We start from the raw sequence: 19714 nt of genomic DNA, 5'->3' as shown, positions 1-19714 counted from the left end.
TGAACATCGTTCACATCTCTCCTATCTCTTTTCGTGAACGATGTTCATGGAGAGGAGAAACCAATGCTTACCACGTTCCGGACCCTGTTTGCCGGTGCCAATGCCCGCGCCGAAGACAGGTTGCGCGATGTTTACGCCATCGAGCTGATCGACCAGAAAATTCGTGAAACCGACGCGCAGGTCGCCGCCGCAAAACACACGCTGGCCAGCTTGATCCAGCGCAAAAGGTCCGAGCAAAAGCTGCTTGATATGCTGCGCACGCGCATCGCGTCGATGATGGACCGCGCCCGCGCCGCCTTGGATGACGGTCAGGACAGTCTGGCGCAGGAGGCCGCCGTAGCGATCGCCGAGATGGAGAATGAATGCACGGTCCGTCAGGGCACTCTAGACCGGCTTGAGACGCAGGTGGCGCGGCTACAGACATCGGTGGAGGCCGGGCACCGTCGGGTCATCGACCTCAAACAGGGTGCGATGCAGGCGCGCGCCATGCGCCGGGAACAAACCATGCAATCGAGATTGAACACCACGTTGCAGGGCGCGTCGTCGGCGGACGAGGCGCAGGATCTGATCGACCGCGTCATCGGCAAGGATGACCCGCTGGAGCAGGCGCAGATCCTTGCCGACATCAATGCAGGGCTAAACCACACTGGTCTTGAGGACCGTATGGCCGCCGCCGGTTTCGGCGCCGCCACCAAGGTCACGGCTGCGGACGTCCTGTCCCGCCTGAACACATAACCCCCAACACCCAAGCAAATTCAGACCTCAGAACGGAGAAACAAAATGCAACACCCCCAAACCGACAACTCGCTCATCATGTTCGTCAACGGCGCAGGCGTGGCCATCGCATATGTCATGCTCGGCCTGTCCCTGTGGCTGTCGACCGAAGTGCCACTTGCCACCAAAGGGTACTGGGGCATCGGCATCCTGATGCTGACGCTGAGCCTCGTGAACTTTGTGAAGTACCGCTTTGACAACCAGTTGCGCCAAGACCGCGTGAACAAGATCGAAGAGGCCAAGACCGAAAAACTGCTGTCGGAATATGTGGGCGACGTCAAAGACGCTGCATAACCCTCCGGGCCGCCCTCCACTTTGGGGCGGCCCGCTGACCTTTGCGGAGGAACAATCATGTCCAAGCAAAATTCCTACACATCGCACAGAACCTTGCACTGGATTGCGCAGCCACTCGCCGGGTTGATCTGGCTGGCATACCTCGCTTTCCACGAACCCGGATGGCTCAGCAATCGCTACTGGATCACCGGAGCCCACCCAGCCGTATCGGCTATCCTGTCCCTGTTGACCGGCTATGGTGCGGGGTGGCTGATGACGCTGGCGCGTGCCGGCATTCCACGGTTGAAATCCGCGTTATTGCCCATCAACCTGCGCCGCGCTGTGATGGCTGCCGGGCTGATGTTGTTCACGCCAGTCATGTTCTGGGGCGGGATGCCGCTGGTCCCGGCATTGGGTTTGTTGTTTTTGAACGGTCTGACGGACGAATCCTTTTTCACGCTTATTCTCCCCACCTGCGCCGTGTTGTGGGCGGTTTGGTATGGCGTGCTGGGCGTGATTGCGGCGCAACCGGATCTTGACCGGCGCGGCAGATTGCAATCGGTGATCCTGATCTACGCCGGTGCGGCGGCGGCTGTGTATCTCTTTCTGAGCGAGAGCTATTTCTGACGGGCGCTCTTGCCTCTGCTTCCATCATGCGCAATCTGGCGGGCGGCATAGAGGGGGAGGCACGCATGTCGGATTGGTCACCAGACCGCACACAGGTCAAAAGCTGGAATGAATGGGACACATTGCGCCACGTGATCGTGGGGCGGGCAGACGATTGCCACATCCCGCCCGAAGAACCCGCGCTGGACGCCAAGGTGCCAGAAGACAGCGACATGCGCGGCCAGTGGGGCCGCCGCCCGCAGGACACCATCGACCGCGCGAATGAGCTGTTGGACAATTTTGCCAATCAGTTGCGCGCACGCGGGGTACGGGTGGACCGGCCCGACAGCATCGATCATGCCAAGCCCGTCACCACACCGGATTTTCACACCGACAGCCAATTCGGATGTATGCCGCCGCGAGACGTGCTGCTGACCGTCGGGCACGAGATGCTGGAGGCAACGATGTCCTATCGCTGCCGCTGGTTTGAATACCTGAACTACCGCCCCCTGCTGCAACGCTATTGGGAGGAGGACCCGAATTTCCGCCACGAGGCCGCGCCAAAACCGCGCCTGACGGATGCGGATTATCACCCTGACTACCTCAGCGAAAAAATCGGCGTGGAAAAACGGCTGCAATGGGCGGCTGAGAAATTCTTTGTCACCACAGAAGAAGAACCGCTGTTCGACGCCGCCGACGTGCTGCGCTTTGGCAAGGATCTGGTTGTCCAACACGGGTTCACCACAAACCTCAAGGGGATTGAATGGCTGCGTCGCCACTTCCCCGACCACCGGGTGCATACGGTGAACTTTCCCGGCGACCCGTACCCGATCCACATCGACGCAACATTCACGCCGCTGCGGCCCGGTTTGATCCTGAACAACCCGCAACGTCGCCTGCCCGAAGATCAGCGCGGCATGTTCGAAGCAAACGGCTGGGAGATCGTGGATGCAGCGCAGCCTGCACACAACACGCCGCCACCGCTGTGCTATTCCTCCACATGGCTCAGTATGAATGTGCTGGTGCTCGACCCTAAGACCGTCTGCGTCGAAAAATCCGAAGTCTATCAGGCCGAACAGATGGACAAACTGGGCATGGAAGTGGTCGAGGTCGAACTGCGCGACGCCTATGCCTTTGGCGGCGGTCTCCATTGCTGTACGGCGGACGTGTACCGCGACGGCGACTGCGAGGATTACTTCCCCGTGCAGTAGGGCTTTCCTTGTGGGCGGGCGCGGTCTAGCGTCCGCACAAACCGCCAAAGGAGTAGCCCCCATGTCCATCTCATCCCGTCTGTCCGAACTGGGCGTCACCCTGCCCGACGCCCCTGCGCCCGCCGCAAACTATGTGCCGTTCGTGAAGGTGGGCGATATCGTCTATGTCTCCGGCCAAATCTCCAACGGGCCGGACGGGCTGATCACGGGCAAGCTGGGTGAAGACATGGAGGTCGAGGCCGGAGCAGACGCTGCGCGCACCTGCGCCATCAGCCTGCTGGCGCAGGTCAAGGCCGCCTGCGACGGCGATATTGACCGGCTGGTGCGGGTTATCAAGCTGACTGGCTTCGTGAACTCCACCGCCGATTTCACGCACCAGCCACAGGTGATCAACGGCGCGTCCGATTTCCTTGTCGACGCCCTTGGCGACGCCGGACGCCACAGCCGGTCCGCAGTATCGGCGGCGTCGCTCCCATTGGGTGTCGCGGTCGAGATCGAAGGCATCTTTCAAGTCAAATGACCCTCCCCCAAGCCTTTATCGACATTCCATTGGCCCACCGGGCCTTGCATGATGTCACCGATGGGCGGCCCGAAAACAGCCGCGCCGCCATTCGGGCGGCCATCGCACATGGCTACGGCATCGAGATTGACTTGCAACTGAGCGTCGACGGCGCGGCCATGGTGTTCCACGACTACAGTCTTGAGCGGCTGGCCGAAGGCGCGGGACCGGTTGCCGTGCAGACCGCCGCGCAATTGTCCGACACGCGCCTTATCGGTGGAGACGAAGGCATCCCAACTCTCGAAGAGGTGCTGACCCTTGTGGGTGGCTGCGTCCCGCTGCTGATCGAGCTCAAGGATCAGGATGGCGCGATGGGACCGGGCGGTGGCCCGCTTGAGGTCGCGGTGACTCACGCACTGGCCGGCTATGAGGGGCCTGTGGCCCTTATGTCGTTCAACCCACATTGCATGGCGCGCATGGCAGAGCTGTGTCCGGACATCCCGCGCGGTCTGGTCACCAGCGCCTACGATCCCGCTGCGTGGGCCCTAAGCGCGGCAGTGTGCAATCGCTTGCGCGATATTCCGGATTACGACCGCGTCGGCGCGTGTTTCATCAGCCACGAGGCAACGGATCTTGATCGCCCCCGTGTGGCCGACCTAAAGCAAAAAGGCGCGCGGATTTTGTGCTGGACCATCAAATCGCCTGAAGCAGAGGCACAGGCGCGCCTGATGGCAGAGAATGTGACCTTTGAGGGGTATATGGCCGCGCATCCCGGTTGAACTGGGCGCGGTACGGCACACATTCAAACGCTCTGGCCCCAAACAGGAATTCCCCTTGTCCGCGCACGAGATCGAAATTCGCGTCCTGCCCAAGATTGCCGAAATCGGGCAAAAGGCGTGGGACGCTTGCGCCTGCCCCGAGGTGTCGGATGGCGGGCCACCCCTTGATCCGTTCACGACCTACCGGTTTCTCAAGGCGCTGGAAGACAGCAATTCCGTCGGACCGGGCACCGGTTGGCAGCCCCAATATCTGCAAGCTGTCGTCAGCGGGCAAACCATCGCCGTGGCACCCATGTACGCCAAGGGGCACAGTCAGGGCGAATATATCTTTGACCACAACTGGGCCCACGCCTTTGAGCGTGCAGGCGGGCGGTACTATCCCAAACTTCAGATTGCCGTGCCCCACACGCCCGCCACCGGGAGGCGTCTGCTGACGCATCCCGACTTTCCCGAAGCGGGCCGCGCCGCACTGGTACAAGGTGCCGTGCAACTGGGCGAACAGAACCGGCTCAGTTCGCTGCACATCACGTTTTGCACCGAAGAGGAACGGCACGCAGGTGCGGAAATGGGCCTGTTGCCCCGCACCACGCAACAATTTCACTGGCTGAATGACGAATACGCCGATTTCGACGCCTTCCTGACCGGCCTCACCAGCCGCAAGCGCAAGAATATCCGCAAAGAACGCAGGCAGGCGCAGGACTTTGGTGGGGTGATCCACACGTTTTCCGGCGATGATCTGCAACCCGAACACTGGGACGCGTTCTGGGAATTCTATCAGGACACCGGTGCCCGCAAATGGGGCACGCCGTACCTCACCCGCCGGTTCTTTGACATCGCACAGGACGTGCTGCGCGACGACATGGCGCTGGTTTTGGCGGAACGGGGCGGGTGCTATGTGGCGGGGGCGCTGAACTTTGTCGGGCGCGAGACGCTGTTTGGCCGCTATTGGGGCTGCGTGGAACACCACCCCTGCCTGCACTTTGAGCTATGTTACTACCAAGCCATCGACATCGCCATTGCGCGCGGCCTCAAACGGGTCGAGGCAGGCGCGCAGGGCGAACACAAGCTGGCGCGCGGGTACTTGCCGACACAGACCCATTCGCTGCACTGGGTCGCCGATCCGGGTTTCGCCGACGCCATTGCGCGCTATCTTGAAGCAGAACGCGACGCCATCGAAGAAGAAATCGAGGTCCTCACCGACTACGGCCCTTTCCGCAAGACACAGATCGAGGAACAGCAATGACCGAGAAACTGAGCGAAGAGACACGCGGCCCGCTGCTTGATCCGTTGATGGCCACCGGCTGGGCGCTGGTGGACGGGCGCGATGCGATCCACAAATCGTTTGAGTTCGACAATTTTGTGGAGGCCTTTGGCTGGATGACCCGCGTGGCAATCTGGGCGGAGAAATGGGACCATCACCCCGAATGGTCCAACGTCTACAAGACCGTCGACGTGACATTGACCACCCACGATGTGGGCGGCCTGAGCGCGCTGGACGCGAAACTGGCGCGCAAAATGGACAAGCTGGCAGGCGGCTGATCCGTCGCTATGCGGTAGACTGTGCGCAATCCATGCGCTTTCGTCTGTTGGCGATACGCCTACGTCTCCAGCCGTTTGCGCTGGTGCCAACCGTCTGGTCATACCGGTCCCTGTGGGCTACCCAAAGCACAACCCATTACCGGATCAGAGACGCACATGCCCGATTACATCATCGCCACGCCCGATCCCGTGGCCCTGCCCATCGTCGGCACCGACGCTCTGTTTCCGGTCCGGCGCGTCTATTGCATCGGGCGCAACTACGCTGCCCACGCCATCGAAATGGGCCACGACCCCGACCGCGAACCTCCGTTTTTCTTTCAGAAGAACCCTGACAATCTCGATCCGTCAGGTGCGTTCCCCTATCCGCCGCACAGCACAGACGTCCATCACGAGGCAGAGATGTATGCCGCACTGAAATCAGGTGGCAGCGACATCGCGGTCGGGGATGCGCTGGATCATGTCTATGGCTACGGTCTGTCGCTGGATATGACCCGGCGCGACCTGCAAACCGAGATGAAGAAGATGGGCCGCCCATGGGAGATCGGCAAAGCCTTTGAACGTTCCGCGCCATGCGGGCCTGTTCACCCCGCCTCTGCCGTTGGTCATCTGACCCAAGGGTCCCTGACGCTGACCGTGAACGGTGAGACGCGACAACAAGGCAATCTGGACCAGATGATTTGGAAAGTGCCTGAAATGATCGCATATCTCAGCAGGTATTTTGAACTGGCTGCGGGGGACGTCATCCTGACCGGAACACCCGCTGGCGTCGGCCCGGTGGACAGGGGCGACGTCATGGTGATGCGCGTCGCGGGACTTGGCAGTCTGACAGTGCGCGTTACTTGAACGGCCAAAACAACAACTTGATCTGTCACAACAGCGGAGCACGGCATGTCCAACACTCTATCGGCCCTCATCGCAGGGCATCCCGGTGACGCACAGGCCATCGGCGCACCGGACCGGCCATGGCTGACCTATGGCGGCCTGCGCGCGTTGTCGGCAGAGGTGGAAACGACGCTGCACGGCCTTGGCATCGGACGTGGTGACCGGGTGGCGATCGTGCTGCCCAACGGGCCGGAAATGGCCACCGCCTTTCTGACGGTGGCGCAGGTGGCGACGACGGCCCCGCTGAACCCGGCCTACAAGGAAGACGAATACGGCTTCTACCTCGAAGATTTGAAGGCCAAGGCACTGATCACTGCGGCGGATGATGACGGCCCCGCGATCCGCGCAGCCACGGCCCTTGGGATCGCCATTTTGCGCCTGTCCTTTGACCCAACCACACCTGCTGGTGCATTCACGCTGTCCGGCGACACCGGGTTTGATCCGGCTGACACCGCACTGCCCGAGGCGGACGACGTGGCGCTGATCCTGCACACCTCTGGCACCACGTCGCGCCCGAAAATTGTACCGCTGACCCAGTCCAATGTCGCCGCCTCAGCCCGCAACATCCGCGCATCGCTTGCGCTGACGCCCGAGGACCGGTGCCTGAGCGTCATGCCGCTGTTTCACATCCACGGCCTGATTGCCGCTGTCTCAGCCACGATGGCGGCGGGGGGCGAAATCTGCTGTGCGCCCGGCTTCAACGCCCTGCGGTTCTTCGGCCAGCTCAAGGACGTGGACCCGACGTGGTACACCGCCGTACCGACCATGCATCAGGCGATCCTTGCGCGGGCGGGGCGCAATACGGACATCATCGAAAACGCACGGCTTCGGTTCCTGCGGTCCTCCTCTGCCTCCCTGCCCGCACCGGTGATGGAGGAATTGGTGACCACCTTCGGTGCCCCTGTGATCGAGGCATATGGCATGACCGAAGCGACGCATCAGATGTGCTCGAACCCGTTGCCACCAGCCGCGCAAGTCCCTGGATCGGTCGGCGTCGCGGCAGGCCCCGAGGTGCGTATCGCCGCTGAGACCGACAACACCCTGTTGCCGTCGATCGACACAGGCGAAATCGTGATCAGCGGGCCAAACGTTACCCTGGGTTATGAAAGCAATCCCAAGGCCAACGCCGACAATTTCTTTGACGCAGAGGGCAAGCGGTGGTTCCGCACCGGCGATCAGGGGGCGTTCGACAACGCGGGTTATTTGCGGCTCACAGGGCGGCTCAAGGAGATCATCAATCGCGGCGGAGAAAAGATCAGCCCGCTTGAGGTTGACGCCACCCTGCTCAGCCATCCCGACATTGCGCAGGTCGTTTGCTTTGCCGTGCCGCACGACAAGCTGGGTGAGGATATCGCCGCCGCCGTTGTTCTGTCCGACGGCTCGGACCTGACACAACGCGGCATTCAGGACTTTGCCGCCGATCGGCTGGCAAAGTTCAAGGTGCCGTCCGCAATTGTTATCCTCGACGAGATCCCCAAAGGGGCCACGGGCAAAATCCAGCGGATTGGCATGGCCGAAAAACTTGGTCTGGTGGAGGCGTAGACGATGAAAATCTGCATCTTTGGCGCAGGTGCCATCGGCGGCTACATGGGCGTCAAGCTGGCGCAGGCGGGCGCGGATGTGAGCCTTGTGGCGCGCGGTCCGCATCTGGCGGCGATGCAGGCCAGCGGGCTGACACTGCACGAGGACGGGCAGGACCCGGTCACGGTGCCTGTCACCGCATCGGACACGCCGTCGGACCTTGGCCCACAGGACTATGTGATCGTTACGCTCAAGGCGCATTCAGTGCCGGGGGTTGTGGGTGCGATGCAGCCTCTGATCGGCCCGGACACAACCATCGTCAGTGGTGTGAATGGCGTGCCGTGGTGGTATTTTCACAAGCATGGTGGGCCGCTGGATGGGACGCGCATCGACAGCGTCGATCCCGGCGGTGCCCAATGGGACGGGTTTGGCCCGGACAAGGTGCTGGGCTGCGTGGTCTACCCCGCGGCAGAGGTGACCGAACCGGGCGTGATCAAACATATCGAAGGCAATCGCTTTTCTTTGGGCGAACCGGACGGGTCCAAATCTGACCGCGCGCTGGCCCTGTCCAAGGCGCTGTCAGCCGCCGGGCTGAAAGCCCCCGTGCGGCCCCGCATCCGCGACGAAATCTGGATCAAGCTGTGGGGAAACCTGTCGTTTAATCCGATCTCGGCCCTGACACATGCGACACTCGATATACTCTGCACCGATCCGGGTACACGCGCCGTGGCGCGGGGCATGATGGTCGAGGCACAGGAGATTGCGGAAAAGCTGGGCGTGAAATTTCCCATCGACGTGGATCGCCGGATTGATGGGGGTGCCGCCGTCGGGGCGCATCGCACCTCCATGTGGCAAGATCTGGATATGGGGCGCCCCATGGAGATTGACGCGCTTGTCACGTCTGTTCAGGAACTCGGCGCTTTAACCGGGACGCCAACCCCCACCATCGACACGGTGGCCGCATTGACCAAGCTCAGGGGCAAGGTCGCGGGTCTGTACTGATTTGGGCCGGGCAGGCCCGTGCGTCACACGGGGCCCGCCCGGACAGACATCACATCGACGCCAGCAGCGCCTCGCCACCCGACACTTCGCACACGCCGGGATTTTCCTCGGCTTGGAACACCGTCACCGTGCCGTCATCCACGAGCATCGCATAGCGCTTGGACCGGCCCATCAACCCAGCGGGCGGCGCGTCGAAATCCATGCCGATCGCCTTGGTAAAGCTGCTGTCGGCATCGCCCAGCATGGTAATGCCAGCGGCGGCAGCCCCGGTCGCCTCGCCCCACGCTTTCATCACAAAGGGGTCGTTGACCGAGACGCAGATAATCTCGTCCACGCCTTTGGCGTCAAACTGATCCTTGGTGCGCACAAAGCTGGGCACATGCGCCGAATGGCACGTGGGCGTGTACGCGCCGGGCACGGCAAAGATGACGACCTTGCGGCCCTTGGTCTTGTCGCTCAGCGCAACCGGCGCAGGGCCTTCTGCCCCCATCTCGACCAGTGTTGCCTCGGGGAGGGTATCGCCTTGGGAAATTGCCATGGATTTGCGCCTTTCTTGGAATTGCGTCTGCGTTCCCCTGCGATATAGGCTGCGCCGTGGCGCGAGGCGAGCGAAAGGTGCAATTCATGGGACATGTGGTGGTGATTGGGGCCGGACAGGCGGGCGCGTCCTGTGTGGCCAAGCTGCGCGGCCTCGGGTTTGATGGCGGCATCACGCTGATCGGGGCCGAAGCGGTGCCCCCCTATCAACGCCCGCCACTGTCCAAGGCCTATCTGCTGGGCGACATGACGCTGGAGCGTCTGTTTCTGCGCCCCGAGAGCTACTATGCCGACCAGAACATCGACTTGCGTCTGAACACATGGGCGACCGGGATCGACACCACGGCGCGGACCGTGTCCATCGGCGATGAGGTGCTTGGGTACGATGATCTGGTGCTGACCACCGGATCAGTCCCGCGGCGCTTGCCCGCGTCGATTGGTGGTGATCTGGACGGCGTCTACGTCATGCGTGACCTTGGCGACGCAGACGCGATGGAGCCGGAATTCCGGCCCGGACGGCGCGTGCTGATCGTGGGCGGTGGCTATATCGGACTGGAGGCGGCGGCGGTCGCCGCCAAGAAAGGTCTGGAGGTGGTGCTGGTCGAAATGGCAGACCGCATCCTGCAACGTGTGGCAGCACCTGAAACCAGCGACTACTTCCGCGCGCTGCACGCATCCCACGGCGTCGATATCCGCGAAGGCGTGGGCCTGCGCCGTCTGACTGGCGAGACGCGGGTGACCGGGGCGGACCTGAGCGACGGGACAGAGATCGCGGTGGATTTCGTGATCGCAGGCGTCGGTATCGCGCCCGCCACGACCCTCGCAGAGTCTGCGGGCCTTGCCCTCGACAATGGTATCGCTGTGGACGCGCGGGGCCGCACCTCGGTGTCCAGCGTGTGGGCGGCGGGGGATTGCGCGTCTTTCCCGTATGGCGGCACGCGCATCCGATTGGAAAGCGTCCCCCACGCGATAGACCAGGCCGAATGCGTGGCCGCCAACATCACCGGGGCCGCGCAGGATTATGTCGCGCGGCCTTGGTTCTGGTCGGACCAATATGACGTGAAGCTGCAAATCGCGGGGCTGAACACCGACTATGACCGAGTGATCGTGCGGGATGGCGGGGCGGCAAAATCGTTTTGGTACTATGCCGGTGATCGCCTTCTGGCGGTGGATGCGGCCAATGATCCGCGGGGCTATATGATCGGCAAGCGGCTGATTGAGGCGGGCAAGACTGCTGATCCGGCGGTGGTCGCGGACCCGACGGGCGACCTCAAGGCGCTGCTCAGGTGAGGATCATCGCGGGCCGCTGGCGTGGGATGCGGCTTGCCGCCGTGGGCAAGGGGGATGCGGGCGCGCATTTGCGGCCCACGCCGGACCGTGTCCGGGAGAGCCTGTTTTCGATGCTGGATCATCGCGGCGTTGTCGAGGGCGCGCGGGTTCTGGACCTGTTTGCCGGCACGGGCGCTTTGGGGCTGGAGGCGCTGTCGCGCGGCGCGGCTTCTGCTGTTCTGGTCGAGAAGGGGCGCGTGGGGCAGCGGCTGATTTCCGAAAATCTGACCAAGCTACAGGCTGAGGAGGCCACGCTGATCCGGGGGGATGCGACCCGTCTGGGTCCCTGCCCGAGCGCGCCGTTTGACCTTGTGTTCCTCGACCCGCCCTATGGGCAGGGTATGGGGGAGCGGGCGCTGATTTCGGCCCGGCCTTGGATGGTGCCCGGGGCTGTGGTGGTCTGGGAGGAGGAGGGGTTTCAAACCCCGCCGGACGGCTTTGGCCCGCTGGATCAGCGGCGCTTTGGCGGGGTCCATGTCACCCTGTTGGAACGGCTGGGCGCGTCAGGTGTCCCAGCATGGGACACGCCCTGACCCACCAAAAATCAATGGCTTACAGAGACGGTTTTACCAATCGTTAATCTTCTGCCCCATCCGCACCACGAGGCGCCACCACCAGCCACCACACCCCACCACGCAAAAAACGCCCCCCATCGCCTGCGCCACCGCCACGCTGGTGCCACTGCGCATTCTCCCGTAGCCTGACCCCGCAGCTTGGCACAAAAACGCGGAGACCCCTTGGACTGGGAAGACATCAAAACCCTGCGCGCGGTTGTGCGGCACAAGACCGTCCGGGCGGCGGGTTACGCGCTGGGGGTGCATCACACAACGGTCGGGCGGCGCGTCGAGGCGCTGGAGGCCAGCCTTGGCACCAACCTGTTCAATCGCACACCTGATGGCCTGATGCTGACCTCTGCCGGTGAACGTCTGTTTGGCGTGGCCGAAACCTTTGGCGAGGCGCTGATCGACGTGGAGCGGCACATTGCCGGGCTGGACGACGAACTGGCCGGGCCGCTGACGGTAACGATGCCCGAGCCGCTGCTGAACGCGCTGTTCCTTCCGGAACTGGACCGCTTCGTGGCGGCGCACCCGTCCATCGAACTGCGTTTTGACACCTCGCTCACGATCCGGGATGTGGCCCGGCGCGAAGCGGATTTCGCGGTACGGCTGGACAACAATCCGCCCGATACGCTGGTCGGCAAACGGCTGTTTGCCTATACCGAGGCCGCCTATGCCACGCCGGATTATCTGGCGCGGGACCCTGCCACCTACCGCTGGCTTGGCTGGGGGCACGCGACGCAGGGCGCGCCGGAATGGGTGTCGGCGTCGGAATATCCGGGCAACCCGGTCTGGGGCGTCTTTCCCACAATCCCCAGCCAGCAGGCCGCTGCGCGGCGTGGCCTTGGCCTGTCGATCCTGCCCTGCCTTTTTGGGGATGCTGATCCCGGTTTGCAGCGGGCCGGGACCCGCGCGCCGGTCAAAAGCCGGGATATCTGGTTGCTGACCCACAACGATTTGCGGCGCACGGCACGGGTGCAGGCGTTCATGCGGTTTGCCGAGGACGTGTTGCGCCGCAACAAGGATCGTCTGCGCGGGCGGCTGTAGCGAGATGCGATAACAGGTTGCCCACAATGGCCTGTTGTGATCGTCGACCGGCGCGGACCTCACGAAGATGGTCCAAGGTTCGACCGATCAGGCGGCCCCGCCCCCTGTTTTTACCGCAAGGCCAAATGCCGGGCGATGGCTGTGTCGCTTTGCCGTTTCGGACGATGGCAGCACGCCCTGTGCGGGCCGCATCCCTTGGCCGCGCCGCACGGTCGTAAGTCATTGCGATTGATGGCGATAATCCGGTCGAACATGTGCCCGCCATAGATATGCGCTTGGCCGTGGAACTTGGGAAAGACGGGCCGCGCACGCGCCATGTGTCCGGCCCTATGGCGGAGGCTGGTCATGGGTGCCGCGTGTTTTTTGGGCAGCGTGAACCCCCCTGCTGGATGAAAACCATTGAGGCGTGAGCCCAGCGGCGCAGCCAGTATGCCGCTTGGTCGAGACAGAGTTTTGCAGAGGCCGGACCTGCGGTGTCTGGCCCGTGGCGACGCCGGGCCTTCGCAAAATCGCACCAAAATGTTGCAAACATGCGTCGTGATGTTGCGAAATTGCAGTGGTACGCCTGTTGCCGACATGGCCGCCAGAGCGGCCTTTGCATCAGACAAGGAGCAGACCATGACAGAGCGCACAACCCGCCGCACCCTTTTGCAAGGATCAGCCGCAGCATTGGCCCTGACCGCAGCCCTGCCTGCGCTGGCCGCGGGCGGCACCCCCTCTGCCGATATGCCCTTCGAGAAAAAGAGCGTCGCGGTGAACGGGTCCAGCATGACCTATGTGGACGAGGGTACCGGGCCTGTTGTGCTGTTCCTGCACGGCAACCCCACATCGTCCTATCTGTGGCGCAATATCATCCCCTATGTCACCGACACGCACCGCGCCATTGCCGTTGATCTGATCGGCATGGGCGACAGTGACAAACCGGACATCGACTATACATTCGCGGATCACGCCGCCTATCTGGACGGTTTTATCGACGCGCTGGGGCTGCGGGATATCACGCTGGTCATCCATGACTGGGGGTCCGTTTTGGGGATGCGCTATGCGCGGCTGAACGAGAACAACGTCAGGGCCGTCGCGTTCATGGAGGCGGGCATTCCGCCCGGCCTGCCTGCCCCCAGCCTTGAGGCCATGGGCGAACCCAGTGCGCAGTTGTTTGCGATGCTGCGGTCCCCTGCGGGCGAACAGGCCGTGTTGCAGGGCAACTTTTTCGTCGAAGAAGTGCTGGGCAAGCTGGCGGTTGTCACGCCGCTGTCCGATGCGGTGATGGAACATTACCGCGCGCCCTTTCCCACGCCCGCCAGCCGCAAGCCGACGCTGGTCTGGCCCCGCCAGATCCCCATCGCGGGGGAGCCTGCGGACACGGCGGACGTCATTACGGCCAATGGTGCGTGGCTTTATGCCACGGACATGCCCAAGCTGATGCTGCACGTGGCCCCCGGCGCGCTGATGCCACCGCCGGTGGTGGAATATGTCAAGGCGAACGCCGCGAACCTCGAAGACGTGTTTTTGGGACCCGGTGTGCATTTCGTGCAGGAAGATCATCCCGACGCCATTGGCCGCGCGCTGCGCGACTGGATCGACCGGCTGCCGGGCTAGACGCCGCCATCACTCACCTGACACTGACCCTGACCCTGACCAAGAAAGACGACCTATGACCCCCACGTTCGCACTTGTGATTTTTGCGTTGGTGACCATGACCGCGCTGACCATCGAAATTGTCTATGGCTATGTCACCCAAGGGTTTGGCTACGGGTTTTCATCGAACCGGCCCATCATCGAAAAGACTGCGCTGGGGTTGCGGATTCAGCGCGCCTATCAGAACCAAGTTGAATCGGCGGCCTATATCGTGCCGGTTCTGGCCGGGGCGGCCTTGGCGGGGCTTGAGGCCCCCGGCGTGCTGGTGGCCTGCGCGGTGATCGTGCTGGGTCGGGCGGCTTTTGTGCTGCTGTATTACACCGGCGTCCCGTTCATCCGCATTCTGGGCTTTACCTGTGGCTCGCTTGGGACGCTGTATGTTGCGATCCAATTGATCGCCACGCTGGGTGCGGCGGCCTAGGACGCGGGTTTGCTGGCACCTGCGGGGCGCGGCGGTGCCTTGGCACCCGGCGAGAGCAGGTACATCTGGTTCAGGCCGTGGTCGCGCTGGCGGTTCCACATGTAGCAGACGTAATTGTCGATATTGTTGAGCGCGGTCTTGCGGGCGCCTGTGTTCCCGGTTTCCGCCGCTTCGGCCAGCAGGCGTGGATTGCCGATCAGAAAGACCTTGTTGTTTTTGTCCACGTCGTCGCGGTCGCGGTAGCACATGTTTTCCTTGCGGTTCCAGCCGCCGGAACACAGGTCGTGGCGTTCGTCGCGCGGTTTCAGCAGCGCGGTGGAGCGGTGGCCCATCTCGTGCAGCAGGGTCACGGTTTGCTGGTTGCGCGAGCGGTTGAAGTAGATCGGCATCAGTTCGATCGTGTTCTTGACCAGATGGCGCGCAACGGTGCCGTCGCCCACCCCGCCCACGGATTTGCAGCGGATGAATACGGGCAGAAGGCCCCGGAACCCCGCGCAGAAGGCAAGCGACCATTCGGACAGGATCGCTTCGATTTTGGTCAGCATCCGGTTCATCTGGGCGGGGCTGTAATCGGCGCCGAACCAGTGCGCCAGCGACGCTTCGGGATAGCGGGTGGAGGCGTGCCAGAGGATGCGCGCATCCGGGTTGCGGGCGATGGCCTGCACCTCGCGCCGGGCCCCTTCGACGAGGCAATAGGCGTTGAGATAGGCGCGCTTGACCGCCTTGAGCTTGTTGCCGGTGCATTTGCCGACGCCCACGCGCTGGCGGCGGAATTTCGGCGTGTTTGGGTCGATCTCGGTGCCGACGGGGCGGCTGTTGATCTGTTGGAACGGGTCCGCGCCGAGATACAGGCCGGGTTGCACGAGGTCGGAGAATTTGGGCGCGGGCGTGGTGCGCCGGGGACCGCCTGAGGCCGGTTTGGATGTGGGTTTGGACGTGGCTTTGGCCTTGGGCTTGGATTTGGGTTTGGGTTTGGGCGAGGTGCGTTTGGGTTTGCGACGGTCTTCGGCCTTTTGCAGGGCAAGCCGGGCGGCCATGGCGTTGGTCATGCGCTTTGGCGCAGGCGTGCTGCGGGCGATGGCGTTGAGCTGGGCCGACATATCGGCGGCGGTGATCTGCACATCTTCTGCCGCGTCGTGGTGTTTGAAGAAATCGACAAGATCGTCGAGGTCATCGAAATCCGCCTGCCTGATGACGTCGGGCGGTCCGCCATAGCGGGCCCGCAGGCGTTTGACGTGCATCCTGAAGGTAACGGGGGACATGTCGGACAGGGGACGGTCTGATGGCATGAAATACATCCTCAAATACGGTTTGATCAAAACGGCGCAGACGCGCGTGCGAAAATTGCACATCAAACCGTGCGAAGGATGACGCTCAAGATCAACCGTGTTGAGGGGGTGCGGCGCAAAGCAGCGGACACTTGCCGGGCGGGTCCGCCCGGCGCGGCGGTCCGGTCCTAGCGGCTGTAGGTCGGGTGGAACGTGCCTGCGGGCGACAGGGTAAAGATGTCGACGCCGTCCTCGGTTACCCCGACGGAGTGTTCGAACTGCGCCGACAGGGATTTGTCACGGGTGACGGCGGTCCAGTCATCGGCCAGCGTCTTGGTCTCGGGGCGGCCAAGGTTCACCATCGGTTCAATGGTGAAGAACATGCCGGGTTCCAGCACGGCACCGGTGCCGGGACGACCGTAATGCAGCACATTGGGCGGCGCGTGGAACACCTGCCCCAGCCCGTGACCGCAAAAATCGCGCACCACGGACATGCGGTGACTTTCCACAAAGCTCTGGATTGCATAGCCGATGTCGCCAAATGTGTTGCCCGGTTTCACCGTCTCGATGCCGCGCATGAGCGCGTCATGGGTGACTTCGATCAGGCGTTCGGCCTTGCGGGGCAGTTTGCCCGCCACGTACATCCGCGACGTGTCGCCAAACCAGCCATCCACGATCACGGTCACGTCGATATTCAGGATGTCCCCATCCTTGAGCAGCTTGTCACCCGGAATGCCGTGACACACCACGTGGTTCACGCTGATGCAGCTGGCGTGCTGATAGCCCTTGTAACCAATCGTGGCGGATTTCGCGCCTGCATCCTCGACCATCTGGGTGATGATCTCGTCAATGCGGCCCGTGGTCTGGCCGGGAAAGACGTGATCGCTCATCGCGTCCAGAATGCCAGCCGCCAGCGCCCCTGCCGCGTGCATACCGGCAAAGTCCGAGGCTTCGTAAATGCGGATGCCGTCCTTGGTCAGGCGGCCGCGGCTTTCGTGCTTCACGGGGCGCTCCATCGTTTTGCGCGTGTCTTTCGGGCATATAGTGCACTGCGGCGCGTGACGCCACCAGTTGTCAAATCACCACATCCAGAGGCCCGGATACGGTGACCCCTTGGGGCGTGATATGGGTCCCTAGGCAGATCGTGTCCACCCCCGCCTCTGTTGCCGCCGCATAGGCGGTGGCGTAGGCCGGGTCGATATCCGCCGCCAGCGCAAAGCGGGTGCAGTCCGTGCGCTGCACCAGATAGAGCATAACAGCGCGGTGGCCCGCCGCCGCCATACCCGCCAGTTCGCCAAGATGTTTGGCCCCGCGGGCGGTGACACTGTCGGGAAATTCGGCAAGGCCGTTTTGCCGGGACAGGGTGACGGATTTGACCTCGACATAGGCGTCCGGCACACTGTCGCCCTGCAACAGAAAGTCGATGCGACTGTTCTGGCCGTATTTCTGTTCCGGCCTGACGGTGCTGTATCCGTCAAAGCCCGGCACGGTCCGCGCCTCGAACGCGGCGCGCAGGGCGCGGTTGGGCACAGAGGTGTCGACGCCGGTAAAGTGCCCGTCCCCATGGTCGACCAGACGCCAGCCGTATTTCAGCTTTTTCCTGGGGTCGTCATTCGGCTCAAGCCAGATGCGCATACCGGGTTCCGCCAGCCCCATCATGGAGCCCGGATTGGCGCAATGGGCCGTCACCGCGCGCCCGTCCGGCAGCGTGCAGTCCGCGAGAAAGCGTTTGTAGCGACGGATGAGTGTGGCGGGGACAAGTTCGGTTTGAAAGCGCATGGGGGCGGGCCTATACCTCGTGGGGCATATGCTCAAGGAGGCCAGCATGTCCAACCCCACCGCTGCGATGCTGGTCATCGGAGATGAGATCCTGTCAGGCCGCACGCGGGATGCCAACATGCATTACCTCGCAGGCAAACTGACCGAGGCGGGCATTGACCTGAAAGAAGTGCGCGTGGTCAGCGACGATCGTGCGGCCATTATTCTGGCGGTGCAGGTGCTGTCGGAGCTGTATGACACGGTGTTTACCTCGGGCGGGATTGGCCCGACCCATGACGATATCACGGCGGATTGCATTGCCGACGCCTTTGGCGCGACGATTGACGTGCGCGAAGATGCGCGCGCCATTCTGGCGGCGCATTACGAACGGGCGGGCACCGAATTGAACGCGGCACGCCTGCGCATGGCGCGCATTCCCGACGGTGCGGGCCTGATCGACAATCCGGTGTCGGCGGCACCGGGTTTCAGCTTGGGGAATGTGCATGTGATGGCCGGTGTGCCGTCGGTGTTTCAGGCGATGGTGGCCAGCGTGTTGCCGACGCTGACGGGGGGCCAGCCGCTGGTGTCGCGGACCTTGCGGATCGAGCGGGGAGAGGGTGATATTGCCGGACCTCTGGGTGAGCTGGCCGAGGCCCATCCCGCCCTCAGCATCGGGTCCTATCCGTTTCAAAAGGACGGGCGCTATGGGTCCAATGTGGTGATCCGGGGCGTGGATGCGGCACAGGTGGACGCGGCCATTGCCGCGCTGTCCGTGACCTTTGCCGAATGACCGATCCGGCGCCGCTTTTGGATGCGATCGAGGCGACGTGGCCGCCCGCACGCACCATGCGCGAAGGCCCGTGGACCATTCGCGACGGTGCAGGCGGGGGCAAGCGGGTGTCGGCGGCAACGGCAGAGGCGCCCGTCACCGCCGATGACATTGCAACCGCCGAAGCCGCCATGCTGGCGCTGGATCAGCCCCGGCTGTTCATGCTGCGCCCGGACGAGGCTGCGCTGGACCGGCAACTGGCCGATCGCGGCTATGAGGTGATTGATCCGGTGAACCTGTATGTTGCGCCGGTGGAATTGCTGACGGATGTGCCGATCCCGCGGGTGACCGCCTTTGCGATATGGGAACCGCTCGCCATTATGGCCGAGATTTGGGAGACCGGCGGCATCGGGCCTGCACGGCTGGATGTGATGCACCGTGCGGCGGTGAAAACGGGTATTCTTGCCCGCCACGCGGACAAGCCCGCTGGCGCGGGGTTTGTCGCGTTGCACGGCGGTATCGCGATGGCGCACGCGGTCGAGGTGCTGCCGCATCAGCGGCGCAAGGGCGTGGCGCAGTGGATCATGCGGCGCGCGGCCTTTTGGGCGGCGGAACAGGGGGCGGACCGGTTGGCGGTTTTGTGCACAGCGGCAAATGGCCCGGCCAACGCGCTCTATCAGCGGTTGGGTTTTTCGGCCTTGACCGGCTATCATTATCGCATTCACCCGGAGGACACATGACCGATCTGCCCACAGCCCTTGATCTGCCGATGGTGGACCCGCTGCCCGAGGCCACGCAGCGCTATTTCGACATTTGCGACGAAAAGCTGGGATTTGTGCCAAATGTGCTGCGCGCACATGCGTTCGACATCGACAAGCTGAACGCCTTTACGGCGCTTTACAACGATCTGATGCTGGCCCCCAGCGGGCTGAGCAAGCTGGAGCGCGAGATGGTGGCGGTGGTCGTGTCGGCCACGAACCGGTGCCATTATTGCCTTGTGGCGCATGGCGCTGCCGTGCGGCAGCTGTCGGGCGATCCGTTGCTGGGCGAGGCGCTGGTCACCAATTGGCGCGTGGCGGATGTGGACGCGCGGGTGCGGGCGATGCTGGGCTTTGCCGAAAAGATCACGCTGGCCTCGGCCACGATCGAAGAGACCGACCGGCAGGCCCTGCGCGACCACGGATTGAGCGACCGGGATATCTGGGATCTGGCCAATGTGGCTGCGTTTTTCAACATGTCGAACCGGGTTGCATCGGCCACCGCGATGCAACCCAACGCCGCGTATCACGGGCAGGCCAGGTAAG

The 19714-nt window shown here is 63.1% G+C and carries 24 protein-coding genes; 19 read left to right on the top strand and 5 right to left on the bottom strand.

What is annotated here, in order from left to right; genetic code table 11:
- The first annotated feature begins 63 nt into the window (after positions 1–63).
- The 11 genes from Q1A85_RS04135 (at position 64) to Q1A85_RS04085 (ending at position 9086) form a co-directional block, all read left to right on the top strand.
- On the top strand, positions 64–735 hold the full coding sequence (locus Q1A85_RS04135) for a PspA/IM30 family protein (protein ID WP_299685472.1): 672 nt from the start codon (positions 64–66) through the stop codon (positions 733–735).
- Positions 736–780: 45 nt separating this feature from the next.
- Positions 781–1068, top strand: coding sequence for a hypothetical protein (locus Q1A85_RS04130; RefSeq protein ID WP_299685469.1), 288 nt, complete (start codon positions 781–783; stop codon positions 1066–1068).
- Positions 1069–1125: 57 nt separating this feature from the next.
- Positions 1126–1674, top strand: a complete 549-nt coding sequence (locus Q1A85_RS04125) for a hypothetical protein (protein ID WP_299685466.1) — start codon at positions 1126–1128, stop codon at positions 1672–1674.
- 65 nt (positions 1675–1739) lie between these two features.
- A complete protein-coding gene (locus tag Q1A85_RS04120; RefSeq protein WP_299685463.1) occupies positions 1740–2864 on the top strand; it encodes a serine/threonine protein kinase in 1125 nt (374 codons plus the stop codon).
- Positions 2865–2925: 61 nt separating this feature from the next.
- Complete coding sequence (locus Q1A85_RS04115; protein WP_299685460.1) at positions 2926–3384, top strand: RidA family protein; 459 nt, start codon at positions 2926–2928, stop codon at positions 3382–3384.
- Positions 3381–4142, top strand: a complete 762-nt coding sequence (locus Q1A85_RS04110; protein ID WP_299685457.1) for a glycerophosphodiester phosphodiesterase family protein — start codon at positions 3381–3383, stop codon at positions 4140–4142. Before Q1A85_RS04115 ends, Q1A85_RS04110 begins: the two co-directional genes overlap by 4 nt.
- 55 nt (positions 4143–4197) lie before the next feature.
- On the top strand, positions 4198–5385 hold the full coding sequence (locus Q1A85_RS04105; protein ID WP_299685454.1) for a GNAT family N-acetyltransferase: 1188 nt from the start codon (positions 4198–4200) through the stop codon (positions 5383–5385).
- Positions 5382–5681 (top strand): 4a-hydroxytetrahydrobiopterin dehydratase, encoded by a 300-nt coding sequence (locus Q1A85_RS04100; RefSeq protein ID WP_299685451.1) that lies wholly within the window; start codon positions 5382–5384, stop codon positions 5679–5681. The genes Q1A85_RS04105 and Q1A85_RS04100 overlap by 4 nt, the downstream gene beginning before the upstream one ends.
- Positions 5682–5837: 156 nt before the next feature.
- Complete coding sequence (locus tag Q1A85_RS04095; RefSeq protein ID WP_299685448.1) at positions 5838–6524, top strand: fumarylacetoacetate hydrolase family protein; 687 nt, start codon at positions 5838–5840, stop codon at positions 6522–6524.
- A 45-nt stretch (positions 6525–6569) separates the two neighbouring features.
- Positions 6570–8105, top strand: coding sequence for an acyl--CoA ligase (locus Q1A85_RS04090; protein ID WP_299685445.1), 1536 nt, complete (start codon positions 6570–6572; stop codon positions 8103–8105).
- Positions 8106–8108: 3 nt separating this feature from the next.
- Positions 8109–9086, top strand: coding sequence for a 2-dehydropantoate 2-reductase (locus Q1A85_RS04085; RefSeq protein ID WP_299685442.1), 978 nt, complete (start codon positions 8109–8111; stop codon positions 9084–9086).
- A gap of 49 nt (positions 9087–9135) precedes the next feature.
- Here Q1A85_RS04085 and Q1A85_RS04080 read toward each other — a convergent pair whose 3' ends face one another.
- Positions 9136–9624, bottom strand: coding sequence for a peroxiredoxin (locus Q1A85_RS04080; RefSeq protein WP_299685439.1), 489 nt, complete (start codon positions 9622–9624; stop codon positions 9136–9138).
- Positions 9625–9710: 86 nt separating this feature from the next.
- Between Q1A85_RS04080 and Q1A85_RS04075 the strand changes: the two genes are divergently transcribed.
- The 3 genes from Q1A85_RS04075 (at position 9711) to Q1A85_RS04065 (ending at position 12556) form a co-directional block, all read left to right on the top strand.
- A complete protein-coding gene (locus tag Q1A85_RS04075; protein WP_299685436.1) occupies positions 9711–10913 on the top strand; it encodes an FAD/NAD(P)-binding oxidoreductase in 1203 nt (400 codons plus the stop codon).
- Complete coding sequence (gene rsmD / locus Q1A85_RS04070; RefSeq protein ID WP_299685433.1) at positions 10910–11485, top strand: 16S rRNA (guanine(966)-N(2))-methyltransferase RsmD; 576 nt, start codon at positions 10910–10912, stop codon at positions 11483–11485. The genes Q1A85_RS04075 and rsmD overlap by 4 nt, the downstream gene beginning before the upstream one ends.
- Positions 11486–11689: 204 nt before the next feature.
- On the top strand, positions 11690–12556 hold the full coding sequence (locus Q1A85_RS04065; RefSeq protein ID WP_299685429.1) for a LysR family transcriptional regulator: 867 nt from the start codon (positions 11690–11692) through the stop codon (positions 12554–12556).
- 110 nt (positions 12557–12666) lie between these two features.
- On the opposite strand, the gene Q1A85_RS04060 is transcribed toward Q1A85_RS04065, so the two are convergent.
- Positions 12667–12903, bottom strand: coding sequence for a hypothetical protein (locus Q1A85_RS04060; protein ID WP_299685426.1), 237 nt, complete (start codon positions 12901–12903; stop codon positions 12667–12669).
- A gap of 271 nt (positions 12904–13174) precedes the next feature.
- On the opposite strand from Q1A85_RS04060, the gene Q1A85_RS04055 reads away from it, so the two are divergent.
- The gene (locus Q1A85_RS04055) at positions 13175–14155 is read left to right on the top strand and encodes a haloalkane dehalogenase (protein ID WP_299685423.1); all 981 of its coding nucleotides are present in this window, start codon (positions 13175–13177) and stop codon (positions 14153–14155) included.
- Between the two features lie 55 nt (positions 14156–14210).
- A complete protein-coding gene (locus tag Q1A85_RS04050) occupies positions 14211–14615 on the top strand; it encodes an MAPEG family protein (RefSeq protein WP_299685420.1) in 405 nt (134 codons plus the stop codon).
- On the opposite strand, the gene Q1A85_RS04045 is transcribed toward Q1A85_RS04050, so the two are convergent.
- From Q1A85_RS04045 to sfsA, 3 genes are all read right to left on the bottom strand, one after another.
- Positions 14612–15904, bottom strand: coding sequence for a hypothetical protein (locus Q1A85_RS04045; protein WP_299685418.1), 1293 nt, complete (start codon positions 15902–15904; stop codon positions 14612–14614). The genes Q1A85_RS04050 and Q1A85_RS04045 overlap by 4 nt on opposite strands.
- Positions 15905–16071: 167 nt before the next feature.
- Positions 16072–16899, bottom strand: coding sequence for a type I methionyl aminopeptidase (gene map / locus Q1A85_RS04040; RefSeq protein WP_299685415.1), 828 nt, complete (start codon positions 16897–16899; stop codon positions 16072–16074).
- Between the two features lie 58 nt (positions 16900–16957).
- Positions 16958–17662: a DNA/RNA nuclease SfsA gene (sfsA, locus tag Q1A85_RS04035; protein ID WP_299685412.1), complete on the bottom strand. Its 705-nt coding sequence runs from the start codon at positions 17660–17662 to the stop codon at positions 16958–16960.
- 46 nt (positions 17663–17708) lie between these two features.
- Between sfsA and Q1A85_RS04030 the strand changes: the two genes are divergently transcribed.
- The 3 genes from Q1A85_RS04030 to Q1A85_RS04020 are packed head-to-tail and all read left to right on the top strand — an operon-like array spanning position 17709 to position 19713.
- Positions 17709–18431: a molybdopterin-binding protein gene (locus tag Q1A85_RS04030; protein ID WP_299685409.1), complete on the top strand. Its 723-nt coding sequence runs from the start codon at positions 17709–17711 to the stop codon at positions 18429–18431.
- Entirely contained in the window at positions 18428–19150 is a 723-nt protein-coding gene (locus Q1A85_RS04025) for a GNAT family N-acetyltransferase (protein ID WP_299685406.1), read from the top strand. The genes Q1A85_RS04030 and Q1A85_RS04025 overlap by 4 nt, the downstream gene beginning before the upstream one ends.
- Positions 19147–19713, top strand: a complete 567-nt coding sequence (locus tag Q1A85_RS04020; protein ID WP_299685403.1) for a peroxidase-related enzyme — start codon at positions 19147–19149, stop codon at positions 19711–19713. The genes Q1A85_RS04025 and Q1A85_RS04020 overlap by 4 nt, the downstream gene beginning before the upstream one ends.
- The last annotated feature ends 1 nt before the right edge of the window (position 19714 follow it).

This window comes from uncultured Tateyamaria sp. (genome assembly GCF_947503385.1).
Taxonomy (GTDB): domain Bacteria; phylum Pseudomonadota; class Alphaproteobacteria; order Rhodobacterales; family Rhodobacteraceae; genus Tateyamaria.
This window is presented reverse-complemented; position numbering and strand designations above follow the sequence as displayed.

What these genes read in the sequence shown, in the direction of transcription:
- Q1A85_RS04135 (WP_299685472.1), top strand. Translation starts at nt 64, where the DNA reads ATGCTTACCACGTTCCGGACCCTGTTTGCCGGTGCCAATGCCCGCGCC.
- Q1A85_RS04130 (WP_299685469.1), top strand. Translation starts at nt 781, where the DNA reads ATGCAACACCCCCAAACCGACAACTCGCTCATCATGTTCGTCAACGGC.
- Q1A85_RS04125 (WP_299685466.1), top strand. Translation starts at nt 1,126, where the DNA reads ATGTCCAAGCAAAATTCCTACACATCGCACAGAACCTTGCACTGGATT.
- Q1A85_RS04120 (WP_299685463.1), top strand. Translation starts at nt 1,740, where the DNA reads ATGTCGGATTGGTCACCAGACCGCACACAGGTCAAAAGCTGGAATGAA.
- Q1A85_RS04115 (WP_299685460.1), top strand. Translation starts at nt 2,926, where the DNA reads ATGTCCATCTCATCCCGTCTGTCCGAACTGGGCGTCACCCTGCCCGAC.
- Q1A85_RS04110 (WP_299685457.1), top strand. Translation starts at nt 3,381, where the DNA reads ATGACCCTCCCCCAAGCCTTTATCGACATTCCATTGGCCCACCGGGCC.
- Q1A85_RS04100 (WP_299685451.1), top strand. Translation starts at nt 5,382, where the DNA reads ATGACCGAGAAACTGAGCGAAGAGACACGCGGCCCGCTGCTTGATCCG.
- Q1A85_RS04095 (WP_299685448.1), top strand. Translation starts at nt 5,838, where the DNA reads ATGCCCGATTACATCATCGCCACGCCCGATCCCGTGGCCCTGCCCATC.
- Q1A85_RS04090 (WP_299685445.1), top strand. Translation starts at nt 6,570, where the DNA reads ATGTCCAACACTCTATCGGCCCTCATCGCAGGGCATCCCGGTGACGCA.
- Q1A85_RS04085 (WP_299685442.1), top strand. Translation starts at nt 8,109, where the DNA reads ATGAAAATCTGCATCTTTGGCGCAGGTGCCATCGGCGGCTACATGGGC.
- Q1A85_RS04080 (WP_299685439.1), bottom strand. Translation starts at nt 9,624, where the DNA reads ATGGCAATTTCCCAAGGCGATACCCTCCCCGAGGCAACACTGGTCGAG.
- Q1A85_RS04075 (WP_299685436.1), top strand. Translation starts at nt 9,711, where the DNA reads ATGGGACATGTGGTGGTGATTGGGGCCGGACAGGCGGGCGCGTCCTGT.
- Q1A85_RS04060 (WP_299685426.1), bottom strand. Translation starts at nt 12,903, where the DNA reads ATGACCAGCCTCCGCCATAGGGCCGGACACATGGCGCGTGCGCGGCCC.
- Q1A85_RS04055 (WP_299685423.1), top strand. Translation starts at nt 13,175, where the DNA reads ATGACAGAGCGCACAACCCGCCGCACCCTTTTGCAAGGATCAGCCGCA.
- Q1A85_RS04050 (WP_299685420.1), top strand. Translation starts at nt 14,211, where the DNA reads ATGACCCCCACGTTCGCACTTGTGATTTTTGCGTTGGTGACCATGACC.
- Q1A85_RS04045 (WP_299685418.1), bottom strand. Translation starts at nt 15,904, where the DNA reads ATGCCATCAGACCGTCCCCTGTCCGACATGTCCCCCGTTACCTTCAGG.
- map (WP_299685415.1), bottom strand. Translation starts at nt 16,899, where the DNA reads ATGGAGCGCCCCGTGAAGCACGAAAGCCGCGGCCGCCTGACCAAGGAC.
- sfsA (WP_299685412.1), bottom strand. Translation starts at nt 17,662, where the DNA reads ATGCGCTTTCAAACCGAACTTGTCCCCGCCACACTCATCCGTCGCTAC.
- Q1A85_RS04030 (WP_299685409.1), top strand. Translation starts at nt 17,709, where the DNA reads ATGTCCAACCCCACCGCTGCGATGCTGGTCATCGGAGATGAGATCCTG.
- Q1A85_RS04025 (WP_299685406.1), top strand. Translation starts at nt 18,428, where the DNA reads ATGACCGATCCGGCGCCGCTTTTGGATGCGATCGAGGCGACGTGGCCG.
- Q1A85_RS04020 (WP_299685403.1), top strand. Translation starts at nt 19,147, where the DNA reads ATGACCGATCTGCCCACAGCCCTTGATCTGCCGATGGTGGACCCGCTG.